Here is a 25,357-nt window from a genome sequence, read left to right on the forward strand (position 1 = left end):
GCCGGCAAACTTGAAGCGGGCGGCGAACTCGCCGCCCTGGTCACTTCCGCGGCTTGTCCTGCCCGCCTTGCGCTGCATCCCCTGGCGACAGGTCTTCCACCTGCCGGCGCGGATCCTCTCCCTTGAAGCCGCCATAGCTGCTCTGGCCGGGATCGGCGCTGCGGCTGCGGATGGTTTCGTCGGGCTTCTTTTCGTGGGCGCCCTCGCGGGCGGCGGGCAGGTCGGCGGGACGGGTCGTGGACGGCTTGTTCATGAGCATTTTCCTCCTGTGGGTGCCAGGCGCCCGGGTGCCGGGCCCGGCGTCCAGCGTGTCCAGCAAGGCCCATACCCTGGAGGCGAATTCGTTCAGCTGGGCGTCATATCACGTTCAGCTTTTGGTTTGCTTTCGTTCAGCTCCCTGTTGCTTTTCCACCCTAGGTATATACGCGTATCGGCTGAAACCGACAGCCGACTGAAAGTCGGCCAGCCGAGAATCGCGTTCAGCATCCTGCAAGCCGCGCGATGCGCCCGCAAAAAAACCCAAGGGTGGAGGTAAGAGCACATGAAATTCCCAACATGCATGGTGGGGCCGGGAGGGCGGCGACCATGAACATGAACAATCGCAACTTCGTCAGGGGGTTGTTCCTGATCGTCTTCGCCCTGGTATTCGGCGGCGTCGCGTCGACCTATCCCCTGGGCAACATGGCGCGTTTCGGTCCCGGCCTGTTTCCCCTGCTGGTCTGCGGCTGCCTGCTGCTGGTGGGCGTCATCACCGTGATCCGGGCGTATTTCGTGGAGCCGGTTCCCCTGAACTACAGCTTCCGCAACGTCGCCATCGTCATGGCCAGCCTGGTCGGTTTCGTGCTGGTGTCGAACTACCTGAACATGCTGCTCGGCATCGTGTTCCTGGTGTTCAGCTCGACGCTGGCCGGGACATCCTATTCCGTGGCGCGCAACGTCAAGATATCCGTCGGCCTGATCGCGGTGGCGTGCGCCTTCAAATTCCTGCTGGGCTTGAACCTGCCACTCCTATGATCGAAATCCTGCACAACCTCTCGTTCGGCTTCGAACAGGCGCTGACACTGGAAAACCTGATGTACTGCGCCCTGGGATGCACGGTCGGCACGCTGATCGGCCTGCTGCCCGGCCTGGGACCGCTGTCCACCATCAGCCTGTTGCTGCCCATCACCTACTCCATCCCCGCCGGCGGCGCGCTCATCATGCTGGCGGGCATCTACTACGGCGCGCAGTACGGCGATAGTGTCAGTGCCATCACCATGAAGATCCCGCATGCCAGCAGTATCGTGGCGTGCATAGACGGCTACCAGATGAACCTCAAGGGCAAGACAGGCCTGGCGCTGTTCACGGCCGGCTTGTCCAGCTTCATCGGGGGCACGGTCGCCATCGTCGTGCTGTCGACCATGGCGCCCGCGCTGGGCGAAGTCGGCATGCTGTTCGGGCCGGCCGATTACTGCGCGCTGATGCTGCTGGGCTTCTTCTGCGTCAGCTTCGTCAGCAGCGGCAGCCTCTTGAACGGCTTGGCCATGGCCATGATAGGCATCCTGCTGGGCGTGATCGGCACCGACGTCAACAGCGGCATGGCGCGCTACACCATGGACCTGATCTTCCTGCAGGATGGCGTGGGGCTCATAAGCATCGCGCTGGGCTGCTTCGGCATTGCCGAGATCGTCAAGAACCTGGACGCGCGCAATACGCTGACGCCCTTCAACGGCAAGATCAAGCTGCTGCCGAACTGGACCGAGTTCAAACGCATCATTCCGAGCGCCTTGCGCGGCAGCGTCATCGGTTCGGTGCTGGGCATCCTGCCCGGCGGCGGCCCGACGATCGCGCAGTTCGCCGCCTATGCCGCCGACAAGCGCTTCAGCAAGTACCGCGACGAAATCGGGCAGGGCGCCATCGAAGGCGTGGCGGGGCAGGCAGCGGCCGACGAAGCCGCGGCACGTACCAGCTTCATTCCCCTGATGGCGATCGGCATTCCGGAAAACGCCGTGATGGCGCTGATGCTGGCGGCCTTCATCGTCAAGGGCGTGCAGCCGGGACCCAACATGATCGCCAATCACCCGGACCTTTTCTGGGGCCTGGTGGCCAGCATGTGGATCGGCAACTGCTTCCTGCTGATCCTGAACGTCCCGCTGGTGCGTTATTGGCTGTCGGTGTTCAAGATCCCGTACACGGTGCTGTTCCCCGCCATCCTGTTCTTCTGCTGCGTCGGAACGTTCAGCATCAATAACAGCCTGGACGATATTTACATCACCGCCGTGTTCGGCTTCATCGGCTACCTGTTCATGCGCCTGGGCATGGAAGCGGCGCCGCTGATGCTGGGCTTCATCCTGGGACCGATGCTGGAAGAGAACTTCCGCCGCGCGATGCTGCTCAGCCGTGGCGACTTCGGCACCTTCGTGTCGCGGCCCATCAGCGGCACGCTGTTTGCAGTCATCGGCGTCATCGTGGCGTGGCAGGCGTACGCCTTCTTCCGCAAGAACCGGCAGCGCAAGGCCGACGCCCTGGCCACCGCGCAACCTGTCGCGCAGGTGGATTGAACCCACGAAGAACTCGACCGGGTATGTGCCGCCGCCGGCCTCACTGGCCGGCCTCCTGAATGCCCTCCCTTCCGGGAGGGCATTTTTTTAACTGTCGCCGCGTGCGGGCGTGGCGGCCGCGGGTTCCGCCGCTTGTACCGGCGCGGGCGCGACGGGGGGTAGCAGCCTGCCCTGCGCCCATAGCTTCAGCGTGCCGGCGGTGACAGCCAGCACCACCACATTGGCCAGCACGAACAGCACGGGCGCCAGCGTCGCGAAGGCGCCGGTCCGCTCGACGATCGACAGGCGTACGGTGGCGCCGGCCAGCGCGGTGGCGCCGAAGGTGAAGGCCCAGTACGCGGGCGAGAATGGTTGCTCGCCTATCCAGCGTGCCATGCGCGTCAGCAGAAGCGCCTGCAATAGGGCGTAGCCGATCAACATATGGGCGAACAGGTCGGGCTGGCCTCCGCCCACCGACAGGTAGCACACCGCGCCGACGGCGGGCGGGGCGAGCTGGATGCCCAGCGTCGGCCGCAGCGCGGGCGCCAGCGGCGCCGCGGTGTAAAGCCTGTGCAGCAGCACCGATTCGATCGCCAGCCAGGCGAAAAACGCCGCGCCGAAGGCCATCTGCCCCCACTCGCGCCAGCCGAGCGCAGCGGATACGGTGCCCGTCACGAATCCGCCCGCTACCAGGGGCAGATACAGTACCGGCGTGGTGGCGGCGTGATCGCGCCCGCCGCGCCAGAGCAGGCCCGTGCGCCATACGCCGAAGGCGAACGTCGCCACCACGCCGAGCATGAACAGGAGGATCGCGGCGGGCCGCGAATACGGCAACGCGCCCTGGGCCACCAGCATCGTCGCCACGCCCGCCAGGCCGATGAAGCAGCACTGGACCGCATGCTCCGCCTCGGCCCGCGCGACCGCCGGCGCGGCGATCCACTTCAGTCCGTACAGGATCGTGATGGCCAGCCAGGACAGGAAGGCGAGGGCGTAGAGCGCTTCGCCCACCGCCGCCGGCAGCGACCAGGCCGCGTGCGCCGCCCGCCAGTTGCCGGCCAGTCCAGCCAGGCCCAGCACGATCGCGAAGAAGGACGGGGGAACCAGCGGCAAGCCGCGCGATGTCGATGCCTTGCTCATTTCCCGTCCTTCGTTGTGCCGTCCCTGTGGACGCCCGTGGGTGAGTGTAGATGCAAAATGTAGGTTTGGAACGGGCGCTCGGCCGCGGCGTTTCCGCTTACCTGGCGTAGGCCTGCGCGACCTGGCCGACCAGCGTGGCCCATGGCATGTCGAGCGCGGCGTACACCGCGCCGGCTTCGGGCCGCCCGTTGTCCTTCAGGATTTCAACCATCAAGGTCGCGTAGTCGGAGACGATCACGCCCGCCTGCTGCATGCTCAGGCTGCCGATGCGCCGTTATTGCGGACTTAGCTTCATCGTCGCGGCCAGGCGCTGGTTGCGGGCGAGCTCGTCCTGGTAGAAGGTGTCCGCCTGTGCCAATGACATGGGCGTCATCGGGCGGTTGCCGGTATCCACGGACCACTTCTGGTACTTCTCGCCATTCACCACGGACGAGATCGCCGCGTGCAGTTTCTCGACCACGGGCTGCGGCGTCTTGCTGTTCACGAATACGCCGGGCCAGACCTTGTAGTCGAAGTTCTTCAGCACTTTGCTCTCGCCGGCCGCGGGTACGTCGGGAAGCAGGTCGTTGCGTGTGAGGGTCGCCATGCCGACCGCCTTCAGCCGGCCGCTGCGTATCATGTCCAGCACCGATGAGACCAGGGGTATGAACGCGTAGTCCAGGCCCTTGCCGATCAAGTCCTGCACGATGGGTGAAATTCCCTTGTAGGGAACGTCCAGCGACTGGACGCCGGCCTGCGCGCGGAAGTCGGCCGCGGCAAGGTGGGGCGTGGATCCTATCCCCCAGTTGCCAAACGAGTATTCGGGGGCGCCCGCGCCCTTCATGCGGTCTATCAATGCATCGATGCTGGCGGGAGCGTCATCCCGCGCCGTCACCAGCACGAAATCGGAAAAGATCAGCGGATGGATCAGGCGCAGTTCGTCCGGCTTGTATTTCGCCGAGGCGGATACGATGGGATTCATCACGGCATCATTGCCGGTCAGCACTACCAGATAGTGGCCGTCCGCCGGCTGCCGCAGGTACGTCAGCGCGGCGACACTGCCGCCCGCGCCGCCCTGGTTTTCGATGACCACCGGTTTTCCCAGCACTTGCTGCAATTGGGCCGACAACTGCCGGGCTGCCACGTCGGCGCCTCCGCCCGGCGGATACCCGACCTTGATGACCACATTCTGCGTCGGGAAGGTATCGGCCGTCGCGTTGGCCGTGGCCATGCACGCCCAGGCGAACAGGGCTGCCCGCCCGAGGCGGACCAGAAAGTGCGCAAGCATCGTCGTTGCGGTACGGGGCATGGAAGTCTCCTGATATTGTCGTTTTGATGTGGTCGGGGGACGCGTCGGCGGCCGCCGGCGGTTCCGTCAGCGCCGCGTCACCACTTGGGGTCGATCTCGGCCAGTTGCGCGATGCCCCGGCCGAAGGAAAAATTCTCGTTGGGCACCGGCACGAAGGCGATGAAGACGTCGTCGGGCGACACCGCGGCATCCGCTTCCAGCAGGCGTGTCATGGCCGCCATCAGCTTGCGCTTGTCGGAGATCGGTCGGTGCGCGCCGATCAGGACCTCGATGATCATGGCGCCTTCCGTTCGCGCCATATCCATGAAGGTGGGATGGATGAACAGTTCGTCGTCGCCGTGTTCGGAGATCACGATGAAGCGGTCGCCTTCGGGTATGCCCAGGCCTTGGACCAGCGACTGGTTCAGCGCGTTGCCGATCGCCATCTTGCGGTCGCGGGTATAGCGCCCCTTGGGGACATGCGCGTGGAATACGGGCATGGAAAAACCTCCGGTATGTGCGCCAGGGTCCGCCTGGCATCGGCGCTAGCGGCCCGCCAGGTGCTCGACGAACCATTCCACGGCCGCGCCGCTGGATAGCGAGAAATACGTGTCGTAAGGATCGAAATGGCCGCCAGGCAACAGCACCAGGCGTTTCGGCTGGAGCGCCTGCTCGTAGGCCTGCAGCTCCAGGTCGGTCATGGTCAGGCGATCGTCCTGGGCGATGATCATCATCAGCGGGGTAGGGGACACCCGGCCCGCCCACAGGCCGGGCTCGTACATCCGCGCCGCGTAGGTGGAGCGCAGCGTCACGGTGTTGGACCAGCGCGCGCCGCCCAGTTCGCGAGAGTAGAAAGCCACGGCATCCGGCGAACGGTAGGCCGCCGGCCGCGCGGGATCGGCGTCGACGATGGCCTGATAACGGGGCGCTTCGCCGCGATGCTGCGCCCGCAGGTCATCGGTCAGGGTCTCCACGAAGGCCGGTGCGACGTCGGGGGACACGCGCCGCCGTCCCTGCTCGAAACCACTGATGGTGGGCACCTGGGAAACCACGCAGCGCACCCGCCGGTCCGTCGCGCCCAACACCAATGCGTGGCCGCCGCTGTAGCTGGTACCCCAGATGCCCAGGCGCTGCCCATCCACCTCCGGACGTCTTTCCAGCCAGGACAGCGCGCGTCGCCAATCGGCGATCTGCAGCCAGGGATCGATGTCGTGCCGCGGCTCGCCGTCGCTCGCCCCGAAACCGTGATGGTCGTGCACCAGCACCGCGAAGCCGGCGCGCGCGAAGGCCTGCGCATAAGGCTCCAGGCCGTGTTCCCTGACCGCCGCATAGCCGTGGCACATGGATATCGCGGGAAGCCGCGCTTCCCCCGTGCCATCGGGCAGGAAGTACCAGCCGCGCAGCGTCGCGCCGGATTCTCCGGTGAACTCGATTTCCTGTCTGGTCGGCATGTCGTACCCGCGTCGTGGACAATATGAGTATATGCGCATAATATTCATGTCACTGGGGGGATGACAAGCCCTTTCGATAAAACGGAGCCGAGACATGAGCACCCACGTCGATCACGCGTCGCCGCGATCGCAGCCCGCCTCCCTGGCGGCATACCCGATACGCACGGTGATATTCATTCATGGATTCCTGGATAGCGGGGCGTCGTGGCAGCCGCTTGTGCATGCCTTGGCCCCCTATGGCCTGGCGTGCCTGGCGCCGGACCTGCGCGGGGCGGGAGACCGCGCAGATCAGGACGGGCCGTATACGCTGGCGCAGGCGGTGGACGATGTGCTTGACCGCCTGCGCGAACCTGCCGCGGCAGGCGGGGTGGCGCTGGTCGGCCACAGCATGGGCGCGCAGATCGCGGAACTGGCGGCCATGCGGGCGCCGGCGTCCGTCTCGGCGCTGGCCCTGATCACGCCGACGCCCTTGGAAGGGAATGCGTTGCCGGACGAGGTGCGCGCCATGCTGCGCGAATCGGGCGGGGACGTCGCCGCCCAGCGTGGTATCAGGAAGGCCTTCTCGCGGAATCTTCCCGATGCGCTTGTGGACGCCAGCCTGGACCCTCGACGCATGATGGGCGCAGCGGCGGTACGCGGCTATTACGACGCTTTCACCGGTGGCGATCGCGCGGGCGAGCGGCCCGGGCAGTATCCGGGTCCTACCCTGATCCTGGGCGCCGTGGAAGATCCGGTGATTCCATCCGCAATGGTGGAGCGCATACGTTCCACGCGGCATCCGCGCGCCGAGCTCGCCTTCATCGACGGCAGCGGCCATTGGCCCCAACTGGAGCAGCCGGCGAGCACCGCCGCGCATCTGGCGCGGTTCCTGCAGCTGGGTGCAGCGGCTGGAAAATAGGAGTAGATGAGCGTATATTCCAGGCATGCCACGACACGAAGGAGCAAGGCATGCCCACGCTCGATGAGGAGCTCACGGTCAATATCGACGGTCTGTGCAACTTGACGGCGGTGCGCCGCGCATCGCGTTACCTGACCGCTGTCTACGATCAGGCGCTCAGCCCGGCTGGATTGCGTATCACCCAGTTCTCCATCCTGTACCAATTGGCGAAGAATGGCCCGATGCCCATCGGCGAACTGGCCGCCAGGCTGGCAATGGATCGGACCACGCTGTCGACCAATCTGAAGCTCCTTCAGCGTGACGGCCTGATCGAGATGGCCGCGGGCGAAGACCGTCGTGCCAAGCTCGCCGCCATTACGAAGGCGGGCAAGTCACGCTACAAGCAGGCTTTCCCCTTGTGGTCCGACGTCCAATCGCGCTTCGAGTCGAGCTACGGCGCCAAGCGGGCCCAGGATCTGCGCAAGGCCCTGGGCTTCGTCCTGCAAAGCGGATTCGAGCCCTGGGCGGAAAACGCCGCATAGCGGCGCAGGCGATGTACCGCCGTCGATCGACGGCGCCACGCGGGTTTCCACCCGCTTTCTTTCCCGTATATACGAGTATATGCTCATATATGCGCCGACAACCACGACAGATGATGATTGAGGAGACACGATATGACCGACGCCGAATTGCTCGCCGCATGCAGGAAGGCTTTTACCGGGTTCGAAAAGAACGATAGGGCGGACCTGGTCGCCGCCCTGGCCGATGACGTCGTATTCGAATTTTCCGACTCGTTGCCCTATGGCGGCACGTACCACGGAAAGAAGGAATTCCTGGCGTTCTGGAAGCACGTCAATAGCGAGTACGAGTTCTTCCACTACGACGCGCGCGCGGTGCTTCACGCCGAGGACTACATCATCGTTCCAGTGATCGCGCGGGCGAAGTCCAACGCGGGCCATTCGATGGAGAACGAGCACTGCTTCCTGTTCCGCGTCAAGGATGGCAACATCGTCTACGGACGCATCTACGCCGATACGGCACGGGGCCGTGACGTGCTGGAGGGCCGGGACCCCCGCCGCTACCCCAAGCTGCTGCTGGATTGAGGGCGGCGGGCGAGCGCTATCTTGCGTCGCGCAGCGAAGGATCCAGGCGGTCGCGTATCCAGTCGCCGACGATGGAAATGGACATCGTCGTCAGGAAGATGACGGTGCCGGGCAGGATGGCGATCCACCAGGCCGTGGTCAGGAAGGCCCGGCCGGATCCCAGCATCTGTCCCAGGCTGGTCAACGGCGGCCGTATGCCCAGGCCCAGGAAGCTGAGCGAGGTCTCCAGCAGGATCACCTGCGGGAAGTTCAGCGTGAACTGCACGATCAGCACGCTCAGGATGTTCGGCAGGATGTGTCTGGAGTAGATGTGCCAGGGCGGGGCGCCCAGGGCCTTCACGGCCGTGGCGTAGCCCTGGTTGTTGGCGGCGATCACCACGCCGCGCGTCAGGCGGGCGAATACTTCCCAGCCATAGAAGCCCATGATCACGATGAACAGCGTGAAGCTGCCGCCGAACACGGCGATCAGCGCGAGCGCGATCAGGATGAAGGGCAGGGACGCCTGGACGTCCGTCAGCATCATGATGGTTTCTTCCACGACGCCGCGGAAATGCGCCGCCAGGAAACCGAGCATGGTGCCGACGGCCGCGCCGATCGCCGTGCCGCCCAGCGCCACCAGGACGCTGAAGCGGATGGCATAGAGCAGGCGGCTGAGTATGTCGCGGCCCAGTTCGTCGGTGCCCAGCAGATGGGCGCTGGTGCCGCCCAGGAAGACGGGTGGCGCCAGGCGCAGGCGCAGCGCCTGGGTGCGATAGTCGTAAGGCGCCAGCACGTCGGCCAGGCAGGCCACCGTCAGCAGCACGACGATGAAGGCGATCGACAGGACCACCAGTGCCGGATAGCGCTTCTCGGCGGCGACGCCGGCCGCCTTGTTGCGGCGCCAGGGCAGTGCGGACAGCATATTCCTAGCCCTCCTTGCGCGCGGCGCGCATGCGTGGGTCCAGCAGGGTGTAGATGAAATCCACCGCCAGGTTGGTCAACACCATCGTGACCGCGGTCAGGATCAGGATGGCCTGCACCACGGCGAAATCGCGCGACGTCACCGAGCCGACCAGCAGCCGGCCGACGCCGGGCCAGCCGAACACGGTTTCGACGATGATCGAACCCGCCACCAGGTCGCCCAGCTTCAGGCCGGCGATGGTGACGATGGGGATCGCGGCGTTGGGCAGCGCGTGCCAGACCACCCGCCGCAGGCGCGGGACACCCTTGGCGCGGGCGGCCACCATGTATTGGCGGTTGAGGACTTCCAGCATCGCCGAGCGGGTGAAGCGCGCGAACACGCCGGCGAAATGGGTGCCCAGGGTCAGGGCGGGCAGGATCAGATGCCACCACGTGTCCGCGCCCGCGCTGGGCAGCAGGCGCAGATGCAGCGAGAACAGCAGGATCAGCAGGATGCCCAGGAAAAAATTCGGCAGGCTGAAGCCCAGCACCGCGAAGCTCATGACGAAGCGGTCCACGGGGCGGTTGCGGTTCAGCGCCGCGACGATGCCCAGCGCCAGGCCCACCGCCAGGCCGAAGCCGAACGCGGTCAGGCCCAGGCGCAGCGTGTAGGGCAGGGCCGCGGCGATCAATTGCGTGGCGGGCGTCTGGTCGGACAGGGACAAGCCGAAATCGCCGTGCGCCAGGTTGCCCAGGTACGACAGGTATTGCTGCCACAGCGGCTTGTCCAGGCCGAACTTCTGGCGGTACTGCTGTACCACCTCGGGCGAGGCCTGGTCGCCCACCAAGGCTTCCAGCGGGTCGCCGGACAGGTTCAGCGCGACGAAGGTGAAGGTGACGACGATCCACACCGTCAACAGGCCGCGCAGCAGCTTGCGCGTCAGCAGGCGGCCGTTCATGGCGTATCCGGCGCATGCGGCGCCGCCGTGGATCCGGTCATCAGCCCGGGATCGTTCAACAGGATGCCGCGCGGCCGCAAAGCCAGGATACGGGCAAGGCGCGCCGGCGTGGTGTCGCCGACTTCGCAGGGTGTTTGCTTGCCGCCCAGCGTGATCCACGTCGGCTTGCCGCGCAGCACGTCGATCGCCGCGGGGTCCTCCACCTGCCCTTCCCAGACCCGGAAGGCGCGAGCCCCGGCGCGTTCGAATTCATCGGCCCGTGTGTAATCCGGCAGGAAGGCCAGCAGGCGGGTGTCGGGCAGCAGGCTGCGCGCCAGGTCCATCTGGGCCGCGTCGCGCACGCCTATCCAGACCCTGGCGGCCGCGCCGCAGGCCCGTACGTCGCGCACGATGGCCTCGATGATGTCCAGGTCCTGGGTCTTTACGTCGATCAGGACCGGCCGCAGGGGGGCGATGTCGGTCAAGGTGCGCGGCAGGGGCGAGAGACGTTCGCCGCCTTCGAGAACCACCGCGCGCAGCTCGTCCGCCGTCATGTCCGCGATGGCGCGCGGATCGCCCGCGATGCGCGACAGCGTGGCGTCGTGGCAGGCGAAGACGCAGCCGTCACGGGATAGGCGTGCGTCGCTTTCGACGATGTCGGCGCCGATCTCGGCGGCGCCGCGATACGCGGACTGCGTGTTTTCCACGTAACGCGATGAGTAGCCGCGATGGGCGATGACCAGGGGTTTATGCATGCTTGGCACTTATCTGTTCCGCGAAATGGCAGCGCACCGCGTGGCCGTCCGCCACAGGACGCAAGGCCGGCATTTCACGCGCGCAGCGCGGCTGCGCGTACGGGCAGCGGGTATGGAAGCGGCAGCCGTCGGGCGGCTGGGCGGGACTGGGCGGGTCGCCCTGCAGGACGACGCGGGGCTTGTCCTGCGACGCGTGCGCCGTACGCTGCAAGGTGGCCGAGATGTCGGGGATGGCCGACAGCAAGGCCTGGGTGTAGGGATGCAGGGGCCGCTCGTAGAGCGCGTCGGTCGGGGCTTCTTCCACGATCTGGCCCAGGTACATCACCGCCACCCGGTGCGACAGGCGCCTGACCACCCGCAGGTCGTGCGAAATGAACAGGTAGGCGATGCCGTGATCGTGCTGCAGTTTCTCCAGCAGCGCGATCACCGTGGCCTGGACCGACACGTCCAGGGCCGAGACGGGTTCGTCGCAGACGATCAGGCTGGGCTTGAGCGCCAGCGCCCGCGCGATCACCACGCGTTGCGCCTGGCCGCCGCTGATCTGGTGCGGATAGCGGTCGCGCAGGGCGTAAGGCAGCGACACCGCGTTCATCAGCGCGTCGACCGCGGCGTCGCGCTCGCCGGCCGGGCCGATGCCGTGCAGGTCCAGGGGTTCGCGGATCTGCCTGGCGATGGACAGGCGGGGATCCAGCGCCGCCAGCGGGTTCTGGAAAATGATCTGGACCTCGCGCCGCTTGATCCGCCATTGCGCGTCGCTCAAGGCCGCCAGGTCCTGGCCCTTGAAGCGGATGGCGCCGCGCGTCGGGCGGTCCAGGCCCACGATCATGCGTCCGGTGGTGGACTTGCCGCAGCCGCTTTCGCCGACCAGGCCCAGCGTCTCGCCGGTGCGTACGTGGAAGGACACGTCTTCCACGGCCTGTATGGCGCGGCCGCCGCGCCCCGTCAGCGAGCGCGATGCGCCGAAATAGCGGCGCAGGTCGCTGACTTCGAGCAGGGGTGCGCGCGCCGTCATGCCCATTCCTCGCGCCATTGGTAGACCGGCGCCCGGGTATCCAGGCGCGGCATGGCGGCCAGCAGTTCGCGCGTGTAGGCCGCCCGCGGTTCGGCGAAAAGACGCGCGGCCGGCGCCGTCTCGACCACGCGTCCATGGCGCATGACCAGCACGTCGTCCGCCATTTCGGCGACTACGCCCAGGTCGTGGGTGATGAACAGGATGGCCATGCCCAGCTCGGCCTTCAGCCGGTTCAAAAGGTCCAGGATCTGCGCCTGGATGGTGACGTCCAGGGCCGTGGTCGGTTCGTCGGCGATCAGCAGTTTGGGTCCGCAGGCCAGGGCCATCGCGATCATGACGCGTTGCGCCATGCCGCCGGAGAACTGATGCACGTAGGAAGCCAGGCGTTGCCGCGGTTCCGGAATGCCGACCATGCGCAGCAGCTCGACGGCGCGCGTCGCCCTCTGGGCACGGTCCATCGGCGTATGCAGGGCCAGCGTTTCGTCCAGCAGCTTGCCGACGGTGTGAACCGGATTCAGCGAGCCCAGCGGGTCCTGGAACACCATGCCGATCCCGCTGCCGCGCACCTGCCGCAGTTCGCCTTCGGACAGCGTGGCCAGGTCGCGCCCCTGGAACAGGATGCTCCCGGCGGTGCGCCGGCCATTGCGGGCCAGCAGCCCCAGGACGGCCTGGCAGGTAATGCTTTTGCCGCTGCCGCTTTCGCCGACGATGCACAGCGTGCGTCCCGGCCCGACGTCGAAGCTGACATCATGCAGGACGTCGGCATAGCCCGCAGCGGTGCGGAAGCCCACGCGCAGGCCTTGCACGGAGAGGAGCGGCACTGCGTGCGCTTCCAATTACTTCGGCCCGAACGACAGGTTGTCGGGACGGAAGTCCATGTAGTACTGCGAGTACGGTTCCCACCGCACCGTGTTCTTCATGGCGTAGCCGGTCGCCGGGTTGTACAGCATGGTCATCGGCATATCGTCCTCGAAGATGTCCAGGACCTTTTGGTACGTGGCGCGCCGCTGGGCGGCGTCGGTGGCCGTGTACAGCGTCTGCGACAGGGTGTTGAACTCCGGATTCGGCGTGTACACCTTGGAGGATTTCTGCACCTCGGAATTGGCGCCCCAGAGGATCAGCAGCGACCCGGTCGGATCGGGAATACGGTAGGTATTGGACCAGGCGTACATCTGGATGCCGGGCTTGCGCACGTCCTTGAAGCTGTCGACGAAGTCGATGCGCACGTTGATGCCCACCGCCCGCCACATCTCCTGCATGATCTGCGCGGCTTCGACGTTGTAGAGGTAGTAGTTGGGGATCAGGCGGTAGGAGATCTCCTGGCCCTTGTAGCGGCTTTGCTTCAGCAGCTTCTTCGCCTGCTCGGGATCGTATTGGTAGCCCACGCGGTTCTTGTCGTACAGGTTGCCGAAACTGGGCAACTGGTAACCGTTGGGCGCATAGGTGCGGCCCTTCCACAGCGCGTCGATCAGGGCCTTGCGGTCGATCGCCAGGCTCAGCGCATGGCGCAGGTTCTTGTCGGACAGCAGCGGATCGTTGGTGTTGAACACGACGACGTGGCTGTTCTCCATCGCGACGGTCTTGAGCGTCAGGTCCTTGTACGCGGACAGGCTCTGCCACTGGTCCGGCGGGATTTCCGCGGCGATGTCGTATTCGCCGGAAACCAGGCCGGCGATGCGCGCGGCGACCTCAGGCACGGATTTGAAGGTAACGGTCCTGGCGGCCGGCTTGCCGCCGTAGTACTTGTCGAAGGCCTGCAGCGTGATGTGGTCGTTCTTCTGGTAACTGGCGAACTTGTACGGTCCGGTCCCCACGGGATTGAAGCGCAGCGCCTTGGCGGCTTCGTCCATCCATGCCTTGGCGGGCACGCCGTCCTTGCGGTACTTGTTCCAGGCCTCGTCGCAGATCACGAAGGACATGTAGCTGGACAGCCGCTGGTCCAGGGAAGCATCGTGTTCCGCGGTGGTGAAGCGCACCGTCATGTCATCGAGCTTCTCGACTTTCTTCAGGGTGCCGAAGTAGGCCGGGCCTTCGGCGTAGTAGGCATCCGGGCCCCACAGGCGTTCGGGGGAGAACGTCGCCAGGACGTCGTCCGCATTGAAGGGGCTGCCGTCGTGGCACACCACGCCGGCGCGCAGCTTGACGTCGAAGGTAGTGGGGGTGGTCCAGCCCCAGCTGGTCGCCAGGCCCGGCTGCAGCCGGGCGCCGCCGTTGGCCTCGGGATGGTCGAAGTCGCGGCGGATCAGCGTGTCGTAGATGGAGTAGTAGGCGCGCACGTCGACCGTGCCGTTCCCGGCCGCGGGATCCAGCGTGCGGGCCAGTTCGTTGACGGCGACGGTCAGGCTGGGGCGGGTGTCGGCGGCGGTTTGGGCCCGCGCGACGCCGAGGGCGGCCGTGGCCATGCCGATGACCGGCAGGCATAGCAGTACGCCCTTGGCGACGTACCGGTTCAGTTTGATCATGTTGTCTCCCGCGCGAGCAATAAATGGATGATGGATACGGTGCGTTCAGCGGCGCCTGGCGCCGCCGGCCTTTTCGAAGCTGACTCGCAGGTCTTCCAGCCGGGCCAGCGCCTCCATGGAGCGGCCGCGATCGACGCGCGTGAGCTCCAGGATCAAGGTGTTGCAGATCGCCATGGGTACCGTGAGCGATTGGAATTCGCCGGGTTCGCCACGCCGGGCGGTGATGGTCAGGCGGGCTTCCACGGGCAGCGTCAGGTCGGTCAGCAGGATGCTGCCGGCCCCCGTGTCGCGGGCCAGCTTCAGCGCCCGCGCGACGCCGGGGCTGTCGTGGCGGAAGATCATGCCGAAGACCAGGTCCTTGTCGGTCAGGCTGATGAACTCGTCGGCCGCCTGCCAGTCGGCATGCGACAGCCCCACGGCGTGGTAGCCCGAACGCTTGAGCCGACGCGCGAAGAGCTCGGCCAGGCTGCCGGCATGGCTTTCGCCGATCACGATGATGCGGCGCGCCCGGCGCAGGGCGTTGGTGGCGGCAGCGATTTCCTTCTGGGTGACCTGTTCCATCAAGCGGCCGAGCGCCGCGATCTCGCCGGCAATGACGGATTCCAGCAGCGTGCTGCCGGTGGCATTGTCGATGCGCTTGCGCACGCGCGCCGACGCGTCCAGTTCGAACACCATGGCTTCGCGCATGGCGCGGTAGGAGTCGAACCCCAGCTTGCGCGCCAGGCGTCCGGCCGTGGACGGGTGCACGCCCGCCCGTTCGGCGATCTTGTGCGCGGGCATGAAGCTGCCCACCGTGGTATCGGCAAGCAGCACGTCCACGAGCTTGCGGTCGGAGCCGGTCAGGGTGTCGTTCTTGTCGGCGACGAGTTCTTCGAAACGCATCCGGGCCTTGTTGGCGAGGGTTGGGTTGGTGCGATGGGAAGCGATACTACTGCAAAATATATTGCAGTAATTTTACAGCTGCAAGATTAGTTGCAGAGCAGCAATTTATCTTGCAGTGCGGCATGCATGAACGCGAGAACGCCACTATTGCACCGGGGGGGCGGCGGTGGCGATGGAACGTATGCGGCGTAGGAGCGCGCGCCGGCCGGAATGCCGGAATGCCGGAATGCCGGAATCGGGCGCGGTTGCGGGAATCGCCCGCGGGCGGCGGCCGCCGGCTAGGCGAGCTCGCCCGTACCGTGGGGCGGGGCGTACATCACCACCAGGGCGGTGGCGGGGCCGCCGAGGCTGCGGCCCCGGTGCGGCATGCGGGAATCGAAATGCAGGGTGTCGCCGGCTTCCAGCATGAATTTGTCCATCCCAATCTGCCATTCGACACGGCCGGACAGGATATGGATGAGTTCCTCGCCGTCATGCTCGAAGAAAACGTACTTGTCTATCTGGTCCGGAAAGGTGAACAGGAAGGGCTGCAGCGCCCTGCCATGCGTGGCGTTGGATACCGACAGATAGTCGTAGCCGAAGGCCGTGCCGCCCAGTACGGTGGGACGCCGTTCGTTCCTGCGTACCAGGCTGACGCCTCGCCAGTCGTGCACCGGATTGTGCTCGGCCAGCAGGCCGGCGGCTTCCACGCCCAGTACTTCCGCGATGCGTGTCAGGGTCGCCAGCGGCGGCATTTTCTGGCCGTTCTCGATGCGCGACAGATAGGCTTTGCCGAAGCCCGCGCGTTCGGCCACTTCCGCCAGGGTCAGCTTGGCCTGCTGGCGCAAGCCGCGGATGCGTACACCCAGCGCGATATGCGCCGGGGTTTCGGCGTCGGCGGCGTCTTGCTCAAGGGGAAGATCGTTGTGCAAGGCGGTCTTGCGGCGGGACGAAGGGCGACGAACCGGTTTCATTGGCCTGGAGTCATGTTTACTGCCTGCACCGAGTTTACCGCCTATGTTTCCCGTCAAAGATCGAGTGTGACGCCGACGCGCGCCCGCGATACGCACAGGGCCATTTTCTCCTGCCGCTGCGAGGCGTCCAGGAACGCATCGCGGTGCAATACCGTGCCGTCGGTGTAGCCGCATACGCATGCGCCGCACACGCCCATCTCGCAGGAAGAGGGTAGGGCATGGCCCTGCTGCCGCAGGACGTCCAGCGCCGACCTGTCCGCGGGCACCCGCAGCGTCGCGCCGGTCGACGCGATGCGGATGTCGAATGGCTCGGGCTTGAAGTTTTCATCCAGGGTGGCTTCGAACACTTCGAAGTGCACCTGTGATTCGGGCCAATGCGCCGTGGCCTCGCGTACCGCCGCGATCAGGCTGGCGGGCCCGCAGCAATAGACATGGGTGTCCTCGGCGGGTTGTCCCAGCGTGCGTGCATCGAAGCGGCAACCGTCCGGATCGCCGCTGAACCAGGTCGCCAGTCCGTCCGTGCCGCACAGGCCGCGCAGCATGTCGAGCAGCGGCGCGGCCGTTCGCCGCCGCGCACAGTAATGCAGCAGGAAATCCTGGCCTTGGGCGCGCGCCTGCCAGGCCAGGGAAACGAAGGGCGTGATGCCGATCCCGCCCGCGACGAAGATATGGCGGCTCGCCTCGGCCGCCAGCGGGAAATTGCTGCGCGGCGCGCTCACGGGCAACACCAGCCCCGGCTCGGCGTGCTCGTGCAGCCAGCGCGATCCGCCCCGTCCGGTATCGCTGCGCTTGACGGCGATCGTGTAGTGCGAAGTCTGGCGCGGATCCCCGCAAAGGGAATACTGGCGGATCTTGCCGCCGGGGATATGGACGTCCACATGCGCCCCGGCGGGCGCCGCGGGCAGCGCGGGCCGGGTCGGATGGACGAAGCGGATGATCTTGACGCCCGAGGCGTCCTGCGACACCTCCGACACCTGCAGCTTCATGATGATGCGGGCCGACATGGGGGCTCCCGTCAATCCAGCGGTTCGATGGCATCGCCCGGCGCGATCCAGCCGCCCTGTTCGATGGCGCAGTTCAGTCCGGAGCGGTTGTACAGGGGCAGGTATAGCGGCATGCCGAGCAGCTCTTCCAGATACTTGCAGGGAAAGTTCATGCGCCCGCCGCGCAGGATGGTGTTGCCCACGCGGAAACGCTTGCCGACCAGATGATCCAGCGGGACGCCGGTGACCGTCAGGTTGCGGCGGTGCTCCTCGGGCTTGAGGATGATGGGGCCCGCCTGCAGCGGCGGGTCGTTGCGCGCCAGCGCATCCAGCACCTCCGCCGCGAACAGCGTCACTTCGCGGATGTCCGGCTTGGGCGAGTAAGTGCCCGTGCCCAGGAAATACCGGTCACCGACGATGCCCTTGCCCGCGATGAGTTCGGCGCGCTGCAGCTCTTCCATTTCGTAGGAAGCCGCCGGGGCGATGTGTATGTGCAGCAGGCGCCCGCCTGTCCATGTCGTCATCACCAGGCTCCCTTCAGTTCGATACCGCGGCGATGGCTTCGATTTCGACCAGGACGTCGCGGGGCAGGCGCGCCACTTCGATGGTCGAACGTGCCGGAACGGCGCCCGGGAAAAACGAGGCATAGACCTCGTTCATCGCGGCAAACTGGTTCATGTCCTTCAGGAAGACGGTCGTCTTGACGACGCTGGCCAGCGAGGCGCCGCCGGCTTGCAGGACGGCCTGCACATTGGCCAGGGATTGCCGCGTCTGGGCAGGCACCCCGTCCGGGATGGCGCCGGTCGCGGGGTCGATGGGCAACTGGCCCGAGCAGAACACCAGATCGTTCAGGCGTACGCCCTGGGCGTATGGACCCACCGCGGCAGGCGCCTCGGTGGTCCGCAGGGGAAGCGGGTGGGTCATGGGCTTGATCCTTGGAGTGGGTGGATGGGCCGGCACATCCGATACGGCGCCGGATCCCGCAAAGTTTCCCAATAGGAAACATAAGTGTAGCGGAATTCGCTTATTCGTGGCCGATGGGGTCATCCTTCGTCTCGCGTGCGAACAAGGCGGCGACCAGTGTGATCAATGCCACGCCGATCAGCAGGACGGAGACGCCGGTGGTGCCGCCGAATTTCTCGACCAGCAGGGTCGCGAATACCGGGGTCAGGCCGCCGCCGATGGCCGCGGCAACCTGGAAACCGAACGAGGCGCCGGTATAACGTGCGCGCGCGCCGAACAATTCCGGAAAGTAGGTCGCTTCGACGCCGAACATCAGTCCCTGTCCCAGTATGAGCCCCATGGCCACGGCGCAGAACACGAGCGTGGGATCGCGCGTATCCATCATCCAGAAGAGCGGGAAGGCGAAGACGATGGTGAACGCCGTGCCCATGAAGAACATCGGGCGCCGGCCGATGCGGTCGGACAGGTGTCCGAAGAACGGAATGGCCGCCACTTCGATGACGGATGCGACCAGGATTGCGTTCAGCATGGTCGAGCGGGACAGGCCCAGGTGCGTGGTGGCATAGACGACCAGGAACACCGTGACCAGGTAAACCCAGGAGACCTCGCAGAGCTTGAGCCCGATGGCGACCACGAACTCCCTGCGATTGTTGCCTATCGCTTCCGCCAGCGGGTTGCGCGCGATTTCGTTGCGCGCCTTCATTTCCAGGAACACCGGGGATTCGCTGACGCGATGCCGGATGAAGGTGCCGATGGCCACCAGTACGATGCTGGCCAGGAAGGGAACGCGCCAGCCCCAGGACAGCAGCGCCTGTTCGGGCAACGCGGAAATCGCGCTGTAGGCCGCGGTGGAAAGGATCAGGCCGACGGGAAAGCCCGTCTGCACCAGGCTGCCGCACAGCCCACGCCGATGCGCCGGCGCGTGTTCCACCACCATGAGCGCGGCGCCGCCCCATTCGCCGCCCAGGCCGATGCCCTGGACGATGCGCAGCGTGACGAGCAGGATGGGCGCCCAGATACCGATGCTGTCGTAGGTCGGCAGCAGGCCGATGGCGAAGGTGGCCAGGCCCATGATCGCCAGGGTGAGCAGCAGCATGGACTTGCGGCCCAGCCTGTCGCCCATGTAGCCGAACAAGGCGCCGCCGAAGGGGCGAGCGAAGAATCCGACCGCGGCGCTGCCCAGCGCGGCCAGGGTACCCAGGAAGGGATCGGCGGCGGGAAAGAAAAGCTTGTTGAACACCAGCGCCGCCGCCGTGCCGTAGATCAGGAAGTCGTACCACTCGATGATGGTGCCTATGGAGCTCGCGAAGACGACGCGGTTGAGCTCGGATGAACTGGATGTTTCCTTGGACAAGGATGGGACCGCTGCGATTTGGCTCACGATGGTGCTCCCCTGGATGGTTTCCCAAAAGTTTCCTACAGGTTTCCCATTAAGCAATACGCGTGCCAGTTTTCGTGCTCGGGCCAGGCACGGACCGCGCCAGTGGAACGCGGCCAGTTCCTCGGCGGCCATCTGGATAAAAGGCGTCTATGTGCACGTATCTGGTGCGTCCGCCGCAGCCCACAACGGTGCCTCCTGCGCGCGGGATGGCCCGGCTGGCGGGCGGGGGAACGGCTGCCTATAATTGTTTCCCAATAGAAAACCTTGAATCAGCGGGGCATCCCTCGGAGGGCGTAGCCATGGAGCTCAGTTTCCTGCTTTATCCAGGCGTCGAGCCGATCGACCTGGCCGCCATCGGCGTGATATCGATGGCCAGGCGGGTCATTCCGGAAGTTTCCTACCAGACGGTGTCGATCGGAAGCGGGCCGGTCGTGCTGGCGAACGGCTTGGCCGTATGTCCGGACCGATCGGTCGCGGACGTGCGGCAGCTGGACGTCTTGCTCGTCCCCGGCGGCCCGGGCTGGCGGGATGCCGCGGCCGATGCCGGGCTGCTGTCCTTCATCCGTCGCTTCCATGGCCGGTGCACACTGGCGTCCGCCTGCACCGGCGCCATGATCCTGGCCGCCGCCGGCGTGCTCGATGGGCGCCGCGCGACCACCAAGGTCCAGGTCGTGCCGCCCGAGCAGGTCCCGTTGCAGGAACTGGCCAGCACCCACCCCGCCATCATGGCCGAGCACGCCCTTCTGGTGGATGACGGCGACGTCATCACCGGCGGCGGCGTCACGCTATGCATCGACCTGGTTCTCTACCTGCTGGCCCGGCGCTACGGCGAATCCGCCGCCGACGACGTGGCCCGCATCATGGAATACGGCGCCGCCCACGCCGCCAACCGGTGCCGATTGCCAGTCGTCTCGGCAAGCTCCCGATCTGACGGCTAGTCGGGCGATTGATTGACCCTCAGGCACCTTACTCGTGAAATTTCAAGCTTGGAGCGACTGACCGGATGAAATTGAGCGCTCCCCAGCAGCGTCAGCTGTACTCACGCAAGGTGAGTTGCAAATGGTGTCCGGATCTCAAAAGGCGCCGATTACCGGCGCCTTTTGTTTTTCTATCGGGTGGTGCTGGTGCGTTCGCCCAGATAGACTTTTCCGCACAACAGGTGGAAAGACATCAGTCCCTTCAGGACTGGGGCTCTGCGCCCGGGATCCTGAGGGTAGGCGCTCTCTACGACGAGATTCAATTCCTGCTTATCTCGAAACCTGCTCCCCGGTCTGCGCATCTCGAAAAAGACATAGTACGGACCGGCGGGGTCCTCGATCCGTATCGCGTGACACCAATTACGCTCCTGTGCGGTCTCGCGAACCTTTGCTCGTGGATCATTCAGGCCTCCGATCACATAGGGTAGTCTTTGCGACAGCCGATACCTTATTGATTGGTCAACCCGCTTTAAACGCCTGCACCCCGCATTCGCGGCCGTTCGATGGGGCATATCAGAATTTTTGATTGGACAGCCCGTCCGGTGGCGGTTTACGGTCCCGGCTATAACAAATGAAGAGGAGACAAAGATGCCGAAATTCCGTCAATGTGCGCTGGCGGCGGGGCTGGCGCTCGCGCTTCCGCTCGCCGGGGGCGCTGCCTGCGCCGGGACCGTCACCGTCATCACTTCCTTTCCGAAGGACCTGACCCAGGCCTACAAGACGGCGTTCGAGAAGGCCCATCCCGGCATCACGCTGGAGTTCCTCAACAAGAACACCGTCGCGGGCCTCGCCTATGTGCGGGAGACTCCCGTGGGCCAGCGGCCCGACGTGTTCTGGGCCAGCGCGCCGGACGCCTTCGAAGTCCTCAATCGCGACAAGCTGCTGGAACCCGCGAAGGACGTGACCAACCCCAAGGTGCCCGACAAGATCGGCAGCTTCCCCATCAACGACCCGGGCGGGATGTACTACGGGCAGGCGCTGGCCGGTTACGGCATCATGTACAACACGCGCTACATCAAGGCGCACAAATTGGCGCCCCCCAGGCAATGGACCGATCTGCTGGCGCCCGAATGGCTGGGGCACGTGGGCATCACGTCGCCGTCGCGCTCCGGCACCATGCACCTGACGGTGGAAACGATCCTGCAGGGCGAAGGCTGGGACAAGGGCTGGAACACCATGTTGCGCATGGCCGGCAACAGCAGCGCCGTGACCGAGCGGTCGTTCGGCGTGCCCGATGGCGTCAACAACGGCCAGTTCGGCGCGGGTCCGGTGATCGACTTTTTCGGCCTGTCCAGCAAGTTCTCCAAGTTCCCCGTCGATTTCGTCTACCCGACGGAGACGGCCATCGTGCCGGCCAACATCGCGCTGATCGCGGGCGCCAGGAATACGGCTGAAGCGAAGGAATTCATCAAGTTCGCCCTCGGTACGGCCGGCCAGGAGGTGCTGCTGGAGCCCAAGATATCGCGCCTGCCTGTCGTTCCCTACAGCGAGCTCAAGGGCAAGATTCCCGCCGGCTATCCCGATCCCCTGGAACTCGCCAAGCGCAGCACGGTGCATTTCGACGTGGACCTGTCACAGCAGCGGTATTACCTGGTGCAGTCGCTGTTCGACCAGACCATCACCTTCCGCCTGAAGGAATTGCAGCAGGCGACCAAGGCGATTTATGACGCCGAGCGCAAGCTGGGCGACAAGGCCAAGGCCGGCAAGGCGGCGGAACTGCTGGCGCAGGCACGCAAGCTTGCCTGGTCGCCGCTGGTGACGGCGCAACAGAGCGGCGACGGGCAATTCCTGAAGCTCTTCGCCGGCGACAAGCGCGACAGCGCCGTCAACCAGAAGATCACCCAACTGGAAGGCGAGTGGAACGGCAAGGCGCGCGCCAACTATGACGAGGCGGTCAAGCTCGCGCAGCAGGCGGCGTCGCAGTAGCGGCTTTTCCGGAGCATCCCGTGTCCATCAACTTCGCGTCGAGCAAGGGCCCGGCGGTGACGGCGGCCTGCGTCATCGCTTTTTTGGCCGCCTTCCTGATCGTGCCCGTGGCGACGGTCTTCCATGCCGCCTTCGTCAACTCGGATGGCAGTTTCACCGGCGGCCATTTCCTGGCGTTCTTCAATCAGCCGCTGATGCGGGAGGCTTTCTACAACAGCCTGTACGTCGCGGTATGGGCGACCTTGATCGCGACCCTGCTGGCCGTGCCCCTGGCGTACTTCACGGTGCGCTTCCAGTTCCGCGGCGCGCTGCTGATCCAGACGCTGGGCATCCTGCCGCTCATCATGCCGCCCTTCGTCGGCGCGGTGGCCATGCAACTGATCTTCGGCCGTTCCGGCAGCGTCAATCTGTTGCTGGGCGACTGGTTCGACATCAATCTGCCGCTGATGGAAGGACTCAACAGCGTCATTTTCGTCGAGGCGCTGCACTACTTCCCGTTCATCCTGATGAATCTGGTCGTCGCGCTGCGCAACATCGACGGCGCGATGGAGGAGGCCGCCTTCAACCTGGGCGCGCGCGGGTTCAGGTTGTTCCGCAGGGTGATCTTCCCGCTGGCCCTGCCGGGCTACGTCGCGGGTGCATCGCTGGTCTTCGTCAAGGTATTCGACGACCTGGGCACCCCGCTGGTCCTGGGCACCACCAACATGCTGGCGCCGCAAGCCTATCTGCGCATCACGCAGGTCGGCCTGGAAGACCCCTTGGGCTATGTGATCAGCGTCATCATCATCGCCTTTTCGATCGCCTCGCTGTGGCTGTCGGCGCGGGTGCTCAAGGGCAGGGACTATTCCACGCTGCAGAAAGGCGGCACCGGCATCCAGAAGCGCCGGCTGCGCCGCGGCGAAGCCGTGCTGGCCTATGGCTGGATCATCCTCGTGCTGCTGCTGGTCCTGTCGCCGCACATCGGGGTGCTGCTGCTGTCCTTCGCCAGCGTGTGGAGCTTCGCGCCGCTGCCGGACGGCTATACGCTGGCGCACTATGCCACCGTATTCCAGGACTCCGGCGGCATGATCGCCAACACGCTGCTCTACTGCGGCCTGGCGGCGGGTGTCGATGTCGTGCTGGGGACCGCGATCGCCTATCTGCTGCTGCGCACGCGCCTGCCCGCCAGGCAATGGCTGGACTGGATGGCATCGGCCGCGCTGGCGGTGCCGGGCATCGTGCTGGCGATCGGCCTGTTGCGCACCTTCCGCGGCATCGAGCTGCCCTTCATGGCGACGACGTTGACGTCGTCGTGGGTGGTCATCATGATCGCCTATTCGGTGCGGCGCCTGCCGTATGCGCTGCGGTCCTGCGTGGCGGCGCTGCAGCAGATCAACGTATCGCTGGAAGAAGCCGCCCAGTCCCTGGGGGCCAACCGCTGGCGCACGCTGCGCAGGGTCGTCGTTCCGTTGATGGCGGGCGGCATGCTGGCCGGGTTCGTGACCAGCTTCATCACCGCGGCGGTGGAGCTGTCGGCCACCATCATGCTGGTCACCAAGGAAAGCCAGGCGCCGATGAGCTACGGCATCTATCTGTACATGCAAAGCGCGTCCGGGCGCGGCCCTGGCGCCGCGCTGGGCGTATTGGCGGTGGTCGCCGTGGCGATCGGCACCTATGTCAGCCATCTGCTGGTGGCCCGCACCGGCGCGCGGCGTGCCCCCGCCCGCATGGACGAATCGCTGGGACTGGACCCCCAGAACGCATCGGCCACGCGCCGGCTGGAGACGACATGAAGAAAGTCAGCGTGGAATGCCGCGGCATCTGCCTTTCCTACGGCAAGACCGAAGTCCTGAAGGATTTGAACCTGCACATCGAGCCCGGCGAGTTCTTCGCGCTGCTGGGGCCGTCCGGATCGGGCAAGTCCACCCTGCTGCGGCTGATCGCGGGTTTCAACCAGCATGCGCGCGGGCAGTTGCTGGTCGACGGGCAGGACGTGACCGGCGTGCCGCCCTGGCGCCGCAACATCGGCATGGTGTTCCAGAACTACGCCCTGTGGCCGCACATGACGGTGCGCGATAACGTCGCCTTCGGCCTGGTCGAGCGCCACCTGCCGCGCGCCGAGGTGCGCGAACGCACCGAGGCCGCGCTGGCGCTGGTGGGCCTGTCCCAGTACGCCGGCCGCCGCCCGAACGAGCTGTCCGGCGGCCAGCAGCAGCGCGTCGCACTCGCGCGCACCATCGTCATCGAACCGGCGGTCCTGCTGCTGGACGAACCGCTGTCCAACCTGGACAAGAAGCTGCGGGTGCAGATGCGGCGCGAACTGCTGGCGCTGCAGCGCCGGCTGGGCATCACCACGATCTTCGTCACGCACGACCAGGAAGAAGCCATGACCACCGCCGACCGCATGGCGGTGCTCGATCATGGCGTGCTGCAACAGATCGGCGCGCCGCACACGCTGTTCGATTTCCCGGTCAACGGCTTCGTCGCCAACTTCGTCGGCACCATGAATGTGCTGGAGGGCACCGTCAAGGAACGCAGCAGCCGCAGCGTCACCCTGGCGGTCGATGGCGTGGGCGATCTGCACATGCCCGTGCAGGGCGAGGTGCCCGCCGGCGCCCGGCTGGCGGCCAGCTTCCGGCCGCACGTGGTGCGGATCGATATGGCCGGCGGCAACACCGACACGCGTTATCTCTGGCTGGCCGGCGTGGTGCGGGGCAGCGAGTTCCAGGGCGAGTTCACGCGCTACCAGGTACAGGTCGGTGAGCGGACGATCACCGCCGACCGGGCGCATCTGGCCGGGCTCTCCATCTTCCAGCCCGGTGCCCCGGTCGCTGTGGGCGTCGAGCCCGGCCAGATCCGCCTGCTGGCCGCCTGAGCGGCGGGCGGGCAAAACCCGGATTACCATGGCGTCAC

Annotated in this window: 27 protein-coding genes; 9 read left to right on the forward strand and 18 right to left on the reverse strand. The window is 65.9% G+C overall.

Going from position 1 to position 25,357, the window contains the following annotated elements; genetic code table 11:
• Window positions 1-40: 40 nt before the first annotated feature.
• Window positions 41-253: a hypothetical protein gene (locus tag CAL26_RS03120; RefSeq protein ID WP_094845443.1), complete on the reverse strand. Its 213-nt coding sequence runs from the start codon at window positions 251-253 to the stop codon at window positions 41-43.
• A 332-nt stretch (window positions 254-585) separates the two neighbouring features.
• Between CAL26_RS03120 and CAL26_RS03125 the strand changes: the two genes are divergently transcribed.
• The gene (locus CAL26_RS03125; RefSeq protein WP_094845444.1) at window positions 586-1,014 is read left to right on the forward strand and encodes a tripartite tricarboxylate transporter TctB family protein; all 429 of its coding nucleotides are present in this window, start codon (window positions 586-588) and stop codon (window positions 1,012-1,014) included.
• Window positions 1,014-2,540: a tripartite tricarboxylate transporter permease gene (locus tag CAL26_RS03130; RefSeq protein ID WP_094846000.1), complete on the forward strand. Its 1,527-nt coding sequence runs from the start codon at window positions 1,014-1,016 to the stop codon at window positions 2,538-2,540. The genes CAL26_RS03125 and CAL26_RS03130 overlap by 1 nt, the downstream gene beginning before the upstream one ends.
• 87 nt (window positions 2,541-2,627) lie before the next feature.
• Here the strand turns inward: CAL26_RS03130 and tehA are convergent, their stop codons facing one another.
• The 5 genes from tehA to CAL26_RS03155 form a co-directional block, all read right to left on the reverse strand.
• Entirely contained in the window at window positions 2,628-3,656 is a 1,029-nt protein-coding gene (gene tehA / locus CAL26_RS03135) for a dicarboxylate transporter/tellurite-resistance protein TehA (RefSeq protein ID WP_094845445.1), read from the reverse strand.
• Between the two features lie 97 nt (window positions 3,657-3,753).
• Window positions 3,754-3,909: a hypothetical protein gene (locus CAL26_RS03140; protein WP_256987923.1), complete on the reverse strand. Its 156-nt coding sequence runs from the start codon at window positions 3,907-3,909 to the stop codon at window positions 3,754-3,756.
• Between the two features lie 21 nt (window positions 3,910-3,930).
• Window positions 3,931-4,944: a Bug family tripartite tricarboxylate transporter substrate binding protein gene (locus CAL26_RS03145; RefSeq protein ID WP_094845446.1), complete on the reverse strand. Its 1,014-nt coding sequence runs from the start codon at window positions 4,942-4,944 to the stop codon at window positions 3,931-3,933.
• Between the two features lie 77 nt (window positions 4,945-5,021).
• A complete protein-coding gene (locus CAL26_RS03150) occupies window positions 5,022-5,423 on the reverse strand; it encodes a tautomerase family protein (RefSeq protein ID WP_094845447.1) in 402 nt (133 codons plus the stop codon).
• A 45-nt stretch (window positions 5,424-5,468) separates the two neighbouring features.
• Window positions 5,469-6,374 carry an alpha/beta hydrolase gene (locus CAL26_RS03155; protein ID WP_094845448.1) on the reverse strand — a complete coding sequence of 302 codons (906 nt, stop codon included), beginning with the start codon at window positions 6,372-6,374 and terminating at the stop codon, window positions 5,469-5,471.
• Window positions 6,375-6,468: 94 nt separating this feature from the next.
• Between CAL26_RS03155 and CAL26_RS03160 the strand changes: the two genes are divergently transcribed.
• From CAL26_RS03160 to CAL26_RS03170, 3 genes are all read left to right on the forward strand, one after another.
• Window positions 6,469-7,272 carry an alpha/beta fold hydrolase gene (locus CAL26_RS03160; protein WP_094845449.1) on the forward strand — a complete coding sequence of 268 codons (804 nt, stop codon included), beginning with the start codon at window positions 6,469-6,471 and terminating at the stop codon, window positions 7,270-7,272.
• A gap of 50 nt (window positions 7,273-7,322) precedes the next feature.
• On the forward strand, window positions 7,323-7,793 hold the full coding sequence (locus tag CAL26_RS03165) for a MarR family winged helix-turn-helix transcriptional regulator (RefSeq protein WP_094845450.1): 471 nt from the start codon (window positions 7,323-7,325) through the stop codon (window positions 7,791-7,793).
• A gap of 132 nt (window positions 7,794-7,925) precedes the next feature.
• Complete coding sequence (locus CAL26_RS03170; RefSeq protein WP_094845451.1) at window positions 7,926-8,354, forward strand: nuclear transport factor 2 family protein; 429 nt, start codon at window positions 7,926-7,928, stop codon at window positions 8,352-8,354.
• A gap of 16 nt (window positions 8,355-8,370) precedes the next feature.
• Here the strand turns inward: CAL26_RS03170 and CAL26_RS03175 are convergent, their stop codons facing one another.
• From CAL26_RS03175 to CAL26_RS03230, 12 genes are all read right to left on the reverse strand, one after another.
• On the reverse strand, window positions 8,371-9,255 hold the full coding sequence (locus CAL26_RS03175; RefSeq protein WP_094845452.1) for an ABC transporter permease: 885 nt from the start codon (window positions 9,253-9,255) through the stop codon (window positions 8,371-8,373).
• A 4-nt stretch (window positions 9,256-9,259) separates the two neighbouring features.
• Window positions 9,260-10,192, reverse strand: coding sequence for an ABC transporter permease (locus CAL26_RS03180; RefSeq protein ID WP_094845453.1), 933 nt, complete (start codon window positions 10,190-10,192; stop codon window positions 9,260-9,262).
• Complete coding sequence (locus CAL26_RS03185) at window positions 10,189-10,926, reverse strand: glycerophosphodiester phosphodiesterase (RefSeq protein ID WP_094845454.1); 738 nt, start codon at window positions 10,924-10,926, stop codon at window positions 10,189-10,191. Before CAL26_RS03185 ends, CAL26_RS03180 begins: the two co-directional genes overlap by 4 nt.
• Window positions 10,919-11,938: an ABC transporter ATP-binding protein gene (locus tag CAL26_RS03190; RefSeq protein ID WP_094846001.1), complete on the reverse strand. Its 1,020-nt coding sequence runs from the start codon at window positions 11,936-11,938 to the stop codon at window positions 10,919-10,921. Before CAL26_RS03190 ends, CAL26_RS03185 begins: the two co-directional genes overlap by 8 nt.
• The gene (locus CAL26_RS03195; protein ID WP_218831500.1) at window positions 11,935-12,759 is read right to left on the reverse strand and encodes an ATP-binding cassette domain-containing protein; all 825 of its coding nucleotides are present in this window, start codon (window positions 12,757-12,759) and stop codon (window positions 11,935-11,937) included. Before CAL26_RS03195 ends, CAL26_RS03190 begins: the two co-directional genes overlap by 4 nt.
• 15 nt (window positions 12,760-12,774) lie before the next feature.
• Window positions 12,775-14,400, reverse strand: a complete 1,626-nt coding sequence (locus tag CAL26_RS03200) for an ABC transporter substrate-binding protein (protein ID WP_094845456.1) — start codon at window positions 14,398-14,400, stop codon at window positions 12,775-12,777.
• 45 nt (window positions 14,401-14,445) lie between these two features.
• Window positions 14,446-15,282 (reverse strand): MurR/RpiR family transcriptional regulator, encoded by an 837-nt coding sequence (locus tag CAL26_RS03205; RefSeq protein ID WP_094845457.1) that lies wholly within the window; start codon window positions 15,280-15,282, stop codon window positions 14,446-14,448.
• A 278-nt stretch (window positions 15,283-15,560) separates the two neighbouring features.
• Window positions 15,561-16,235 (reverse strand): helix-turn-helix domain-containing protein, encoded by a 675-nt coding sequence (locus tag CAL26_RS03210; RefSeq protein ID WP_094845458.1) that lies wholly within the window; start codon window positions 16,233-16,235, stop codon window positions 15,561-15,563.
• 53 nt (window positions 16,236-16,288) lie between these two features.
• Window positions 16,289-17,239 carry a PDR/VanB family oxidoreductase gene (locus CAL26_RS03215; RefSeq protein ID WP_094845459.1) on the reverse strand — a complete coding sequence of 317 codons (951 nt, stop codon included), beginning with the start codon at window positions 17,237-17,239 and terminating at the stop codon, window positions 16,289-16,291.
• Window positions 17,240-17,250: 11 nt separating this feature from the next.
• Entirely contained in the window at window positions 17,251-17,742 is a 492-nt protein-coding gene (locus CAL26_RS03220) for an MOSC domain-containing protein (RefSeq protein WP_094845460.1), read from the reverse strand.
• A 13-nt stretch (window positions 17,743-17,755) separates the two neighbouring features.
• A complete protein-coding gene (locus tag CAL26_RS03225) occupies window positions 17,756-18,142 on the reverse strand; it encodes a RidA family protein (protein ID WP_094845461.1) in 387 nt (128 codons plus the stop codon).
• A gap of 100 nt (window positions 18,143-18,242) precedes the next feature.
• Complete coding sequence (locus CAL26_RS03230) at window positions 18,243-19,562, reverse strand: MFS transporter (protein ID WP_256987927.1); 1,320 nt, start codon at window positions 19,560-19,562, stop codon at window positions 18,243-18,245.
• 299 nt (window positions 19,563-19,861) lie between these two features.
• On the opposite strand from CAL26_RS03230, the gene CAL26_RS03235 reads away from it, so the two are divergent.
• The 4 genes from CAL26_RS03235 to CAL26_RS03250 all read left to right on the forward strand — a co-directional run bounded on the left by CAL26_RS03235 (window position 19,862) and on the right by CAL26_RS03250 (window position 25,319).
• Complete coding sequence (locus CAL26_RS03235) at window positions 19,862-20,500, forward strand: DJ-1/PfpI family protein (RefSeq protein WP_094845463.1); 639 nt, start codon at window positions 19,862-19,864, stop codon at window positions 20,498-20,500.
• A gap of 627 nt (window positions 20,501-21,127) precedes the next feature.
• A complete protein-coding gene (locus CAL26_RS03240; RefSeq protein WP_094845464.1) occupies window positions 21,128-22,465 on the forward strand; it encodes an ABC transporter substrate-binding protein in 1,338 nt (445 codons plus the stop codon).
• A gap of 20 nt (window positions 22,466-22,485) precedes the next feature.
• Window positions 22,486-24,237, forward strand: a complete 1,752-nt coding sequence (locus tag CAL26_RS03245; RefSeq protein ID WP_094845465.1) for an ABC transporter permease — start codon at window positions 22,486-22,488, stop codon at window positions 24,235-24,237.
• Window positions 24,234-25,319: an ABC transporter ATP-binding protein gene (locus CAL26_RS03250; protein WP_094845466.1), complete on the forward strand. Its 1,086-nt coding sequence runs from the start codon at window positions 24,234-24,236 to the stop codon at window positions 25,317-25,319. The genes CAL26_RS03245 and CAL26_RS03250 overlap by 4 nt, the downstream gene beginning before the upstream one ends.
• Window positions 25,320-25,357: the final 38 nt, after the last annotated feature.

Source organism: Bordetella genomosp. 9, assembly GCF_002261425.1.
Taxonomy (GTDB): domain Bacteria; phylum Pseudomonadota; class Gammaproteobacteria; order Burkholderiales; family Burkholderiaceae_B; genus Bordetella_C.